This is a genomic window from Geodermatophilus sp. SYSU D00879 (assembly GCF_054050375.1).
On the sequence record NZ_JBJGZF010000005.1, the window covers coordinates 36,593 to 48,866 of the forward strand.

The window sequence follows — 12,274 nt, forward strand, 5'->3', positions numbered from 1 at the left end:
GGGGTCTCCAGGTCAGTGCGTGGTGCGCGGCGCCGTCAGCGCCGGAATGGGTCGGAGGAGGGGGACGGCCACGGGGAGCCGTCCCCGCCGGCGAAGGGGTCACGCGCCGGCGCTGCCGGCGTCGCCGGCGGCCACGAGCTGCCCCCGCCCGGCCACGCCGGCGCGGGGCTGCCGCCGAACGGGTCCGGCGCCGGGCCGCCGCCGGGCGGGGTGCTCCCGCCGGAGGGGCCGCCGAACGGGTCCGGCGGGGGTGGGGGAGCCGTCGGGGCGTCGGCGCTCTCCTGGGCCGCGGCCCGCAGGCTGTCGACGGCGCCGGCGCCCTCCGCGCGGGCGCGGGACAGCAGCGCCTCCCGCTGCTCGCCGGTGGCCGCCGCGTCGACGACGAGCAGCAGCCGGGCCGGCACCTCGGCGGCGTCGGAGGCCGCCGTCGCCCGGTCCAGCAGCACCGTCCAGCTGCCGGCCAGCGCGAGCGGCAGCCGCGCGGCGAGCGACTTCGGCGCCCTCCCGCCCGGCGCGCCGGACACGCCGACCCGCGCCGGGTCCTCGACCTCGGCGTAGCCGGCCTCGGTGATCTTCACGCCGGCGCGGGCCCGCACCGGGACCCCCGAGAGCACGGCCTGCTTCCGGCCGCCGGCCGGCGGCGGGACCGGGTCCCACGCGCGGTCGAGCGCGGCGCCGGACAGCCCGCCCGGGCCCACCCGCACGTCGAGCAGCGTCGACTGCAGCGGCTTGTCGGGCAGCTTGGCGGCGATCCGGCGGCCGAGGAGGAACACCAGCACCGGCAGGCCAATGCCGAGCACCAGCGCCCCGATCAGGGCGCCGAGGAACACGCCGGTGTCGGCCCGCCGGACGAGCTCGGCGGCGTAGGCCACCCGGACGTCGACCGCGCGGTCCTCGCGCTCGGCGCCGTCGACGCCCTCGGGCGCGGCGCGCAGCACCAGGTCACCCTGCAGGTCACCGGCGTCCGCGACGGCGCTCGAGAGCTGCACGGTCAGCTCGGCGGTCTCGCCGTCGGCCACCTCCAGGCACTCCGCTGCGCTGCGGTACGGCGAGATCACGGTGACCCCGTCGACGCCGGCCGGGTGGACGTCGAGGGTCGCGGACTCCACCCACACGCAGCCGGGGCCGGTGACCGGGATCCTCACGGTGTCGCTGGGCCCGGTGCCCTCCAGCCGGCCGAAGTCGACCGGGTCGGCGGCGACGGTCGGGAAGCCCAGCGGCGGGAGGACGTCGACCTGCGCGGTGCGTACCTGCGGCTGCAGCACCTGGCCGCTGACCGTGGTGACCGCGAGCGAGGTGCGCAGCTCGGCGGGGCCCGGCGGGAAGTCCGCGGGCACCGTCAGCAGTACGAGGCCCAGCTGGGGACCGGGGACGGCGGTGGCCAGCACGGCCTCGGTGCCGTCGTCGGCGCGCAGCGCGACGTCGAGCGCCAGGGTGGGGGCCGGGTCGCCGAGCGTGGCCGATGTGCCGTCCGACCGGACCAGCGCGAACGACAGCGGTCCGACGTCCTCGCCGACCCGCCACTCGACGGGGTCGCCCGGGCCGACGACCGCGGCCAGGTCCGCCTGGATGGTCAGCTGGGTGCGGGTGACGGCGTCGGGGTTCTGGCCGGTCGGGTCGACGAAGACCACCTGCCAGGGGCCTGACCAGTTGGCGCCGTCGGCCGGGATCGACGCGTCGACCGAGAAGGCGCCGTCGGCGTACCACGTGTAGTCGAGGCCGACCGCACCGGCGGGGAGGACGCCCGCGGGCCGGGCCGCGTCGTAGCGCAGCAGCTGTGACTGCGGCACGCCGGGCGGCTGGACGTAGACGTCGATCCCCGCCGCGTCGGACGTGCCCACGAGGTGGATGGAGGTGATCGAGGCGTCGAGGGTGAAGGTGTGCGCCTGCTGCGGGCAGGCCGTGCCCACGCAGACGCTCTTCTCGACCGGCGCCTGCGGCGGGTTGGCCGGGTCGCCCACGGCGTCGAAGGCCAGCACCAGGTCCTGGACGTCGTCGGCGGGGAGGAACAGGCCATAGGGGGAGGCCTGGCCGCACGGTTCCGGCCCCGCCGACTCGGCGATGCGCCCGAGCAGGCCCAGGTCGACGCCGTCGCCGGACAGGCCCAGCGCGATGAGCAGGATGCGCTCCTCGCGGAGCTGATCAGCGACGCCGCCGGGCCGGCAGAGGTCGGTCCGGCCGGCCTCGGCCACCTGGGCGGCGGCCTCGTCGGAGGTGATCGGGACGGTCTCCGCGCCGGGGATCGGCAGGGTCTCGCCGTACTGCCGGCGCTCGGCGTCCGTCTCACGGGCGGACAGCTCGTACTGCCCGTCGGTGAACAGCACCAGCGCCTGGCAGGGACGGGCCGACCCGGGGTCGCGGTGGTCGACCAGCTGCTGGCGGGCCGTGGTCAGCGCCGTCCAGTAGTCGGTCTCGAAGCCGTCGTCGCGGCCGGCGAAGTCCGCGACCGCAGCCGACGCGTCGGGCAGGGAGCCCTCGGTCAGCGGCGACCAGTCCAGCGCGCCGCGGACCCCGGCGGAGAAGCCGCTGACGGCGAGGTCGATGGTCGCGCCGCTACGGGCGGCGGTGTCGGCGAGCCGGGCCAGCAGCAGCTGCGCCGCGGCGACCCGGGTGTCGTCGGGGTCGGTGCGGCCGAGGCTGCCGCTCTCGTCCACGAGCAGCAGGACGTCGGCCTGCTGCTGGTCGGCGAGGCAGGCGCCGAGGTCCTGCAGCGCGGCGGTGCCCACCGGGGACGGCGCGGCCGCCGCCGGGCCGGCGAGGCCGGTGAGCGCGAGGACGGTGCCGACGCAGACCAGCAGGAGCGCGGCCGCCCGGCGGGGGAGTGCAGCGGTCACGCGAACACCTCGAGGCGGGAGAACCAGTCGGCGAACAGCCAGGCGTGCGCACCGGCGGCGAGCAGGGCGAGGACGACGGTGCCCAGCCGCAGCGCGCTGACCAGGCCGTCGCGGCCGAGGTACCAGGCGGAGGCACGGCGCCGCGTGTCGGCGAGGGTGGCGGCGATGAGCAGTGCGGCGGCGCCGAAGGTGGCGACCGCCCAGCCGAGGACGTGCCAGCCCCACCCGTCGAGGAACAGCAGCGGCACGGTCACCAGCGGGGCGAGCAGCGCGGCGCCCAGCAGGGCGACCGGCGGCGTCGCCCGCTCGGCCGGCGCTCCGGCGGGCGTCGGACCCCACGGGGAGCCGGTGCTCCCGAGCGGGCCCGGGGCGGGTGCGTCGGGGGACGGGAACCCGCCAGGGGACGGAAAGCCACCCGTCGACGGGAATCCGCCGGGCGAGGGGAACCCGCCCGGCGTGGACGCGCCTCCCGTGGGTCCGGACGGCCACGCCCCCCAGGAGCCGGCCCCACCGGGGCCGGTCACGCGGCGCCCTCGGCGGTCGGCCGCGGGCCTGTGGGCACGCGAGGGACGAGCATCGGTTCCCCCCGTCGGTGGACCCCACACGGGGGTCCGGGTCGGTCGAGTATCGGTATCGGCCCTGACGGCGACCTCTGAAGTCGTCCGCGGCCGTGGTCTGTGCCGGTCAGCTCGGGAGGCCCACCGAGCGCAGGAGTCCTGCGCGGCCCTGAGCGAGGCCCTGGCCGATCGCGCGGACCTTCCACTGGCCCGAACGGCGGTACACCTCGGTCACCAGCAGGCCGGGGGCGTCGGGAAGGTCCTCCACCGGGTAGGCGGCGAGCGGCTCGCCGGACGCGGTGCGCACCGTCGCCGTCAGTCCGGTCAGCGCCCGCGCGCCGGGCCCGGGCGCGTCCAGCGCGAGGACGACGCTGACGACGTCCTCCGGGGTGGCGCGCAGGTCCACGAGCACCTCGAAGCGCTCACGGTCGCCGGTCGGCGTCGGGCGCTGCCAGGTGACCTGGTGCGCCGGGCTCAGCGCGCGGCCGCGGTCGTCGCAGGCGACCGCGGTCAGGACGGCGGGCACGCCGGCACCGCGCCAGGCGAGCTCGACCCGGACCTCGGCGGTCGGCTGCTGCGTTGCCGAGCGCAGCGGTGCGTTGGCGCCCCGCACCAGCGTGGTCGTCATGCGCGGCGTCCTCCTGTGCAGTGCCGGGCGCTCTCCGCGCCGGCCTCGGGGAGAGTAGGTCGGGAACCAGCCGGTGTCGCTGATCCCGCACGCGCCGTGACCCTCTGGTGTCAGATGGTGAGACAGGTGGGGTGGAGGAGGGGCGCGCGACAGGAGGGGACCGGAGCGTCCGTAATCCCACCCCCTGTCGGCAGGCGCTCGTAGCTTTCCGGCGTGCTGGAAGCCGGAGCCGTCCCCGTCGCACTGTCCAAGGGCCAGAACGCCGCCCTCCCACCGGAGGTGCTGCGACTGCGCGTCGTCGTCACCTGGGACCAGCAAGAGGAGGACGCCGACGTCGACGCCTCGGCGTTGCTCCTGGCCGCCGACGGGCGGGTGCGGTCCGACGACGACCTCGTCTTCTACAACCAGCCGGCCTCGCCCGACGGCACCGTGCAGTACCTCGGCCAGACCAGCACGGACGCCGGTGTCCAGGCCGGTCTCGCGCTGGACCTGGAGGGGCTGCCCGAGGACGTCGTCCGCGTCGCGGTCACCGCGAGCGTCGGCACCGGCACCCTGGGCCGGCTCTCCGGGCTGCGGATGCAGGTGCTCGACGGGACCGGCGTGCCGTTGTTCGGCTACGCGGTCGGTGACGTGGGAGCCGAGGCCGCGCTCGTGCTCGGTGAGGTGTACCGGCGCGACGGCGCGTGGAAGGTGCGCGCCGTCGGCCAGGGCTGGGACTCGGGACTGGCCGGCCTCGCCGAGAGCTTCGGCGTCACGGTCGAGAAGGAACCGCAGGCGGAGGAGTCCGTCCCCGAGGTCCCTGCGGAGGAGGCGCCGGAGCCTCCCGTCGAGGACGAGCCGGTGGCGGACGAACCCGCCGACGAGACCGCCGAGGAACTGGTCGAGGTCCAGGAGATCGAGGCCCCCGGCGCGGACCGGCCGCTGGCCGTCGTCATCGACCTGCCCACACCCCGCGCCACGCCGGTCGCCTCGGGAGCCGCGCCGCGTCCCGCGCCGGCCGCGCGCGGCGTGCGGACCCGCAAGCGGGCGACGCCCGCGGTGACCAAGCCCGCGCTCAAGCTGGCCGGCGACGAGTCCTGGCAGCCGGCGCGGCTGTTCTCGGTGTCGGGCGTCGGCAACGCGGAGGAGCAGGAAAAGCGCGCCACCTCGGCGCTCATGGCCACGATGATGGGTGTCCGGGCCTTCGGCCGGGGCATCACCGCCCGGCTCGGAGCACCGGCCGGGACGGTCGAGACCTACCTCGAGGTCGGCTTCCCGCGCGGCGAGACCACGGTGTTCCCCGACGGGGTCATCCGGGTCGCCCGGGGCAGCAGGGTGTGGACCTGCCTGCTGGAGACCAAGACCGGCAGCGGGCAGCTCCGCCGTGACCAGGTGGAGAACTACCTCGACGTCGCCCGTCAGCAGGGGTTCGACGCGGTGGTCACCCTCTCCAACGAGATCCCGCCGGGCGTGGGGGAGCACCCGGTCGTCGTCGACCGCCGCAAGCTGGCCAAGGTCGCGCTGTTCCACCTGTCGTGGGCGGAGGTGCTGCACGAGGCCCAGATGGTCCTCGACCACCGCGGGGTCGACGACCCGCTGCAGGCCTGGGTCCTCTCGGAATTCGTGCGCTACCTGGAGCACCCCCGGTCGGGTGCGGCCGGCTTCGACGACATGGGTGCGTCCTGGGTGCCGGTCCGCGAGGCGGTGTCCGCCGGCACGCTGCGGGCCAACGACCGCAAGGTGCCCGGCGTCGTCGACTCCTGGATCCGGCTCATCCGCCACCTGAGCCTGCGCCTGTCGGCGGAGCTCGGGGTCACCGTCACCCACGTCCTCCCGCGCAAGCTGGCCACCGACCCCGTCGCCCGGACGCGGGCCGGGATCGAGGCGCTGGCATCCACCGGGTCCCTGAGTGCCACGGTCAAGGTCCCGGGAGCCATCGGCCCGCTGACCGTGGTGGCCGACCTGCGGACCGCCCAGGTCCGGGTCAGCACCCGGGTGGCGGCGCCACAGGAGGGCACCGGCCAGCGGCGCATCTCCTGGCTGCTCCGCCAGCTCAAGGACGCGCCCGACGACCTCCTCATCGAGGTCGCCTTCGCCGGCGCCCGGGAGACGACCTGCGAACAGCTGCGCGACGTCCGCGAGAAGCCCGCGGCACTCACCGGCTCATCGGGTTCGGAGGTCTCCACCTTCACCCTGACGTGGACCCAGCCCATGGGCGCCAAGCGGTCGGGTGTGCGCGGGGCCTTCATCCCGAGCGTCACGGGCACCGTCGAGGGCTTCTACGGCCAGGTGGTCCAGCCGCTGCGGCCGTGGGTCGCCCCGGCTCCCCAGCTGCCCGACGACGTCGCCCCGCGCGTCACGGCGGAGGACGAGGGCCGGGCCGTGGAGGACGCCGGCTGACGTGAACGGGTGTCGACCTGCTGCTGTCTCCCACCCGCTGAGGCGGCAGCAGGTCGACATCCGGCGCCGAGTGGTCGCTCGTCGGGGTCGTCGAAGTGCGGTGACCCCGACGTGCGACCACTCGCCGGCGTCAGAACGGAGGACGCAGGCTGACCCAGCGCCCGTCGTCGACCTGCTGCGGTCTCCGGCCCGCTGGGGCAGCAGCAGGTCGACACGCGGCGCACGGCGTCCCCGGGGGCCGGACGGTGCCGGACGGGGGAACGGGGTGGGTCGATCGTGTGACGTCTCGTCCCAGCGTCGCGCCGGGTCTCGCGCCGCGGGCGGGGCGCCGCCATCCTCGGCGGACACCGTCCCGGGAGGTCCCGTTGAGCACCTCGCACAGTGGCCCTGACCAGGCCTGCGCGCCCACGTCCCGCCCCGTCGCGACCACCGTCCTGCGCCGCCGCCCGGGGTGGGGGAGCGGTCCCGCCGCGCCGTCGTCGCCGGCTTCGGTGACGGATCGCTGACGAGACGTCACACCCGTCCCACGGGCGGGCGCGACGTCGCAGGTGGGTGGCATCTTCTGGCTCCCGAGTCCTGACGGACTCCCGAGCGAGGAGACCCGCGTGCTGTGTGACACCTGCGCCGCCGAGACCCACCCCGGCCCGGTCTGCGCCCGCTGCGCCGCGCTGGCGCAGCTGACCCAGCCGGTGCTGCGGCTGGAGACCCGCCGCCGGCCCCCGGTGCCCCCGGCCCCGGCGCGCTGAGACGCCGCACCGGCTCCGCGGCGGTCCCGCGGAGCCGGTGCGACCCGCACGTCAGCCGACCCCGGCCGGCTCCGGCACCCGCGGCCGCGGCGACGGCGAGGCGTCCGGCTCCGCGCCGTCGGACTCGCGGATCCCGTAGCGGGCGTAGAGCCGGCCCAGCGGCCCCGGCGCCCACCAGTTGGCCCGGCCCAGCAGCCGCATCGTCGCCGGCACCAGCAGGGTCCGGACGACGGTCGCGTCCACCACGATCGCGATCGCCATCGCGACGCCGATCATCTTGATGAAGGTGATCCCCGAGGTGGAGAACGCCCCGATCACCACGAGCAGCAGCAGCGCCGCGCTGGTGATGATCCCGCCGGTGCGCTGCAGCCCGGTGGCGACGGCGGTGGTGTTGTCGCCGGTCAGGTCGTACTGCTCGCGGATGCGGGACATGAGGAAGACCTCGTAGTCCATCGACAGCCCGAACACGATGGCCAGCACGAGGATCGGCTGGGTCGCCTCGATGAACCCGGTCGGCGTGAAGCCCAGGACGCCGGACAGGTTGCCGTCCTGGAACACCCACACCAGCGCGCCGAACGAGGCGCCCAGCGACAGCACGTTCATCAGCACCGCCTTGACCGGCAGCACCACCGACCCGAAGGCCAGGAACAGCAGCACGAACGTCGCCGAGACGACGATCAGCGCCATCCACGGCAGCAGCGAGCCGAGGCTGTCCAGCAGGTCGGTCATCACCGCGCTCTCGCCGCCGACGAGCACCTCACCGCCCGGCGGGGCGGGCACGGCGCGGACGTCGGCGACCAGCGCGCGGGCGTCGGCGTCGACCGGGTCGCCGTCGTAGGCCACCGACACCCGCGCGGTCGTGCCGGCCGCGCCGGTCACCGTCGCGCCGTCCACCTCCGGGAGCGCGGCGACGTCGGCCACGTAGCCCTCGAGCGCGGCGGCGCCGGCGGGGGAGTCGACCGGGTCGGCCAGGCCGACCACGGCGGTCACCGGGCCCGACGGGGCGGGCGGGAAGTCCCGGTCGATCGTCTCGGCCACCACCCGGCTCTCCGTGCCGGCGGGCAGCGCGCGGACGTCGATGGCGCCGAACTGCACCCGCAGGAACGGCAGCGCGAGCACCAGCAGCAGCCCGACGACGGCGACGGTCACCAGCACCGGCCGGCGCATGACGCCGCGGGCGATCCGCTCCCACGCGCCGCGGCCGGGCTCCGGGTCCCGCACCCGCCGGCGCCACGGCACCGCCAGCGCGTCCACCCGGGTCCCGAGGACCGCCAGCAGCGCGGGCAGCAGGGTCAGCGCGGCGAGCATGGCGACCAGCACCGCGCTCACCCCGCCGAAGCCCATCGAGCGGAGGAACACCTGCGGGAACACCACCAGCCCGGCCAGCGACAGCGCCACGGTGATCCCGGAGACGGCGACCGTGCGGCCCGCCGTCGCCATCGTGCGGGCCAGCGCGTCCTCCACCGTCGCCTGCCGGCGCACCTCCTCGCGGAACCGGCTGACCACGAACAGGCCGTAGTCGATCGCCAGCCCCAGCCCGAGGATCGTCACGATGTTGACGGCGAACACCGACACCTCGGTGAACAGGCTGACCGCCCGCAGCGCGGTGAACGCCCCGAGGATCGCGGTGACGCCGATGGCCAGCGGCAGGCTCGCGGCGGCCAGGCTGCCGAACACGACGACGAGCAGCACCGCCAGCACCGGCAGCGAGATCATCTCGGCGCGGGCGATGTCGGCGCTGACCCGCTCGTTGATGTCGCGCTCGACCGTGGTCGCGCCGCCGATCGACGTCTCCAGGCCCGGCGCGGACAGCTCCTCCTCGACGACGTCGACGGCGTCGGTGCGCGCGTCGGCGTCCCCGGCCAGCTGCAGCACGGCGTAGGTGGACCGGCGGTCCTCGCTCACCAGCGGCTCGGCGCCGGTGTCGAACCAGGTCGTGGCCCGCTCGACCACGCCGTCGGGGAGCGCGGTCAGGGACGCGGCGACCGCGTCCCGGTAGGCCGGGTCGTCGACGGTGAGGCCGTCGCTGCGGTACAGGACGACGACGTCGGAGGCGTCGCGGCCCAGCTCGCGGACCGCCAGCTCGGCGGCCCGGGCGCTCTCGCTGCCCGGGTCCTCGAAGCCGCCGCTGGTCAGCCGGCCGAAGACGCCCGTGCCCCACACACCCGCGACGACGACGGCGACGGCGCTGAGCGCCAGCACCCACCGTCGCCGTCGGTACACCACTCGGCCGAGGGCCTCGAACACGGCAGCCCCTCCCTCTCCCGGTAAGCTGGGTGAACAGCGTTAGCGAACGGCGATAACTCTGCATACGCCGTTCACTGACGTCAACCCCGGGAGGTGGTCGGCCGTGGCGGAGCCGGTGAGCAGGCGCGAGCGGCTGCGCGCCGAGACGCTGCGTGACATCCGGAGTGCGGCCCGCCGCGTGCTGGTCGAGCACGGGCCGGACGGGCTGGCGCTGCGGGCGATCGCCCGCGAGGTCGGGCTGACCGCGCCGGCGCTGTACCGCTACTACGCCAGCCGCGAGGAGCTCGTCGAGCACGTGGTGGCCGACCTCTACGACGAGCTGTGCGACCACCTGGAGGCCGCCCGCGACGCCGTCGTCCCGCCCCGGCCCGGCGCGCAGCTGCTGGTCACGGCGCGCGCCTTCCGCGCGTGGGCGGTCGGCCACCCGGCCGAGTTCGGGCTGCTCTTCGGCTCCGCGGCCGACGGCGTCGTCCCGGACGAGACCGGCGAGGGGCCGGCCGCGGTCGCCGCCCGCCGCTTCGGCGGGGTCTTCGCCGCCCTCCTGGCGGCCGTGTACCTCCGGCGGCCGTTCCCGGTCCCGGCCGACGCCGATCTCGCCCCCGACTTCGAGGAGCAGTTGCGCGCGTGGTGCGCGAAGCTCCCGGTCGAGCTGCCGCTGGGCGTGATGGCGGTCTTCCTCTCCTGCTGGGTGCGGCTGTACGGGCTGGTCTGCATGGAGGTGTTCGGGCACCTCAAGTTCGCCCTGATGGACGCCGCGCCGCTGTTCGAGGCGGAGATGCGGGCGATCGGGGAGCAGCTCGGCATCTCGGCCGAGTGGGTGCCGCCGGCTACGTGACCCAGCTCACTGCTAGCAATCCGCTTGCTGTTGTTAGCAGTACCCGGTGGCGGGGCAGGAAGGGGGCGTCAGGTCGTCCCCGATCGTTGGAGTCCCCGCCGTGACCGACAACGAGAACGCCAAGATCGTCAACCAGCTCCGTGCGCTCGTCCTGCTCAGCCAGACCGAGGAGCAGATCGCCCGCACCCGGGTGCTGCAGGCCCGGACCGACGCCGTCCGCCGCGAGCTGACCCAGAACGCCGACAACGCCGCCGAGCGCACCCGCCTCACCACCGCCGTGCTGCGCGACCTCGGCGGCGTGCCCGACGTCGTCACCCCGGCCCTCGGCCGGCTGGCCGCCCTCCTCAAGGCCACCTTCGAGCAGGCCGCGCCCATCGAGGAGGCGCTGCTGCAGGACCTCACCCTCGAGCACCAGCTGCTCGACCGCGCCCTCTACCTCAAGGTGCTCGGCCAGAAGGCCGGCCTGGAGGAGGTCGTGCGGCTCGCCGAGGGCCTGGTCACCGCCCACGAGGCGACCGTCGACTGGCTGCGCGTCGTGCTGGCCGAGGAGGCGCTGGGCGGCCCCGCCGCGCTGCGGCCCACCCCGTTCCAGCAGGTCGCCGGCGCCGCCAGCCGGGCCGTCGTCGCGCCGTACCGCTTCGTCGCCAACCGGGTGAACGGGGCGCTCGACACCGCCGAGCAGCGGCGGCAGAAGATGGGCGAGGAGCTCGGGCAGGCCGCGGACAGGGCGAGCGGCCTGGCCGGCGCCGTCCGCGAGACCCTGGGGGCCGGCCGGAGCGCCGCGCTGCGCCGGGCCGAGCGGGTCGCCGGCCGGGAGGGCAACCGCGAGGCCGCCGACGCCGCCCGGGCCGCCCGCGAGGAGCTCGGCGACGTCTCCGCCGACGAGCTGCCCGTCAAGGGCTTCGACTCGATGTCGACCCCGGACGCCGCCGAGGCCGCCAAGGCCCTGCGCGACCCGCGCCAGATCAACGTGCTCATCCGGTACGAGGAGACGCACAAGAACCGGCCGGACGTGATCAGTGCCGCGCAGGTGGCGCTGGCCGCGGTGGCCAAGGAGGCCGTGGGCGTCGAGGACGAGTGACGCCCGGCTGACACGCTCCGGAGGGCCCGCACCCACCCTGGGTGCGGGCCCTCCGCCGACCGGGGGAGATCCGCGTCGCAGCGGGTCGCGACCGTCCGCCTCCTCGGGGAAGGTGGGGGGCATGCAGATCACTCCCGAGGCCCTGGAGCAGGAGTTCTCGCTCCAGACGGCCGCCACCCGCCTCGACTTCCTCAGCCGGCGGGACTCCGGGGCGACGACTCTCAACACCGTCCGGGACCGGGACGACGACGACTGGACCTCGCTGCTGAGCCAGCAGACCTCCCTCGACGTGCCGGAGTCCCTGGAGATCCTCGCGCTCGGCGAGGTCATCGCCCGCAAGGCCCACGACAGCCAGCTGACCGGCTTCCGCGCCGCGCTGCGTGGCGGGGCGAGCTGGGAGCAGATCGCCACGGCGCTGGGCGTCTCCCCGGACGAGGCCTGGGAGGCCTACCACCGGGCCATCGAGCGCCAGGAGCGCAGCGCCGCCCTCGCGCCCGACGAGGCCGCCTCCGCCCGCGAGCTCGCCGGTGGACGCCCCAGCTCGTGACGGACCGACGCGAGGGCCCGGCCGCCGCGGCGGCCGGGCCCTCGTCGTTCAGCGGACCTCGACGCCCCGCCAGAAGGCCACCCGGCCGGTGATCTCCCTCGCCGCGTCCCTGGGCTCGGGGTAGTACCAGGCCGCGTCGGGGTTGGTCTGCCCGTCGACCTCGAGGGAGAAGTAGGACGCCCGGCCCTTCCACGGGCAGGTGGTGTGCGTCGACGACGGGCGCAGCACGTCCGCGCGCACCGACTCACGCGGGAAGTAGGCGTTGCCCTCGACGGTGACGATGTCGTCGGACTCGGCGATGACGGTCCCGTTCCACGTGGCTGTGGTCATGCGGCGATCGTGCCGCCCGCCGCCGTGCCCCGCAGGCGTACCGGCGGGCGCGCTGGGCATGTGTGGGGAGAGAGGGCGCAGCACACGCGG

Annotated in this window: 10 protein-coding genes; 5 read left to right on the top strand and 5 right to left on the bottom strand. The window is 75.8% G+C overall.

Annotated elements, in window-relative coordinates; all coding sequences use genetic code 11:
* Positions 1 to 35: 35 nt before the first annotated feature.
* From ACI79B_RS08780 to ACI79B_RS08790, 3 genes are all read right to left on the bottom strand, one after another.
* Positions 36 to 2,834: a vWA domain-containing protein gene (locus ACI79B_RS08780; protein WP_456926898.1), complete on the bottom strand. Its 2,799-nt coding sequence runs from the start codon at positions 2,832 to 2,834 to the stop codon at positions 36 to 38.
* On the bottom strand, positions 2,831 to 3,088 hold the full coding sequence (locus ACI79B_RS08785; protein WP_456926899.1) for a hypothetical protein: 258 nt from the start codon (positions 3,086 to 3,088) through the stop codon (positions 2,831 to 2,833). The genes ACI79B_RS08780 and ACI79B_RS08785 overlap by 4 nt, the downstream gene beginning before the upstream one ends.
* Positions 3,089 to 3,518: 430 nt before the next feature.
* Entirely contained in the window at positions 3,519 to 4,019 is a 501-nt protein-coding gene (locus tag ACI79B_RS08790; RefSeq protein WP_456926900.1) for a TerD family protein, read from the bottom strand.
* Positions 4,020 to 4,232: 213 nt separating this feature from the next.
* Here ACI79B_RS08790 and ACI79B_RS08795 point away from each other — a divergent pair, with 213 nt between their 5' ends.
* Positions 4,233 to 6,398 (top strand): TerD family protein, encoded by a 2,166-nt coding sequence (locus ACI79B_RS08795; RefSeq protein ID WP_456926901.1) that lies wholly within the window; start codon positions 4,233 to 4,235, stop codon positions 6,396 to 6,398.
* Positions 6,399 to 7,003: 605 nt separating this feature from the next.
* The gene (locus ACI79B_RS08800) at positions 7,004 to 7,144 is read left to right on the top strand and encodes a hypothetical protein (RefSeq protein WP_387988812.1); all 141 of its coding nucleotides are present in this window, start codon (positions 7,004 to 7,006) and stop codon (positions 7,142 to 7,144) included.
* Positions 7,145 to 7,195: 51 nt separating this feature from the next.
* On the opposite strand, the gene ACI79B_RS08805 is transcribed toward ACI79B_RS08800, so the two are convergent.
* Positions 7,196 to 9,391 (bottom strand): MMPL family transporter, encoded by a 2,196-nt coding sequence (locus tag ACI79B_RS08805; protein ID WP_456926902.1) that lies wholly within the window; start codon positions 9,389 to 9,391, stop codon positions 7,196 to 7,198.
* A gap of 103 nt (positions 9,392 to 9,494) precedes the next feature.
* On the opposite strand from ACI79B_RS08805, the gene ACI79B_RS08810 reads away from it, so the two are divergent.
* The 3 genes from ACI79B_RS08810 to ACI79B_RS08820 all read left to right on the top strand — a co-directional run bounded on the left by ACI79B_RS08810 (position 9,495) and on the right by ACI79B_RS08820 (position 11,854).
* Positions 9,495 to 10,226, top strand: a complete 732-nt coding sequence (locus tag ACI79B_RS08810; protein WP_456926903.1) for a TetR/AcrR family transcriptional regulator — start codon at positions 9,495 to 9,497, stop codon at positions 10,224 to 10,226.
* Positions 10,227 to 10,326: 100 nt separating this feature from the next.
* Complete coding sequence (locus ACI79B_RS08815) at positions 10,327 to 11,307, top strand: ferritin-like domain-containing protein (RefSeq protein ID WP_456926904.1); 981 nt, start codon at positions 10,327 to 10,329, stop codon at positions 11,305 to 11,307.
* A 121-nt stretch (positions 11,308 to 11,428) separates the two neighbouring features.
* Positions 11,429 to 11,854 carry a hypothetical protein gene (locus ACI79B_RS08820; protein WP_456926905.1) on the top strand — a complete coding sequence of 142 codons (426 nt, stop codon included), beginning with the start codon at positions 11,429 to 11,431 and terminating at the stop codon, positions 11,852 to 11,854.
* A 48-nt stretch (positions 11,855 to 11,902) separates the two neighbouring features.
* Here ACI79B_RS08820 and ACI79B_RS08825 read toward each other — a convergent pair whose 3' ends face one another.
* Positions 11,903 to 12,184, bottom strand: coding sequence for a DUF427 domain-containing protein (locus tag ACI79B_RS08825; RefSeq protein ID WP_456926906.1), 282 nt, complete (start codon positions 12,182 to 12,184; stop codon positions 11,903 to 11,905).
* Between the last annotated feature and the right edge of the window lie 90 nt (positions 12,185 to 12,274).

What these genes read in the sequence shown, in the direction of transcription:
- ACI79B_RS08825 (WP_456926906.1), bottom strand. Translation starts at nt 12,184, where the DNA reads ATGACCACAGCCACGTGGAACGGGACCGTCATCGCCGAGTCCGACGAC.
- ACI79B_RS08820 (WP_456926905.1), top strand. Translation starts at nt 11,429, where the DNA reads ATGCAGATCACTCCCGAGGCCCTGGAGCAGGAGTTCTCGCTCCAGACG.
- ACI79B_RS08790 (WP_456926900.1), bottom strand. Translation starts at nt 4,019, where the DNA reads ATGACGACCACGCTGGTGCGGGGCGCCAACGCACCGCTGCGCTCGGCA.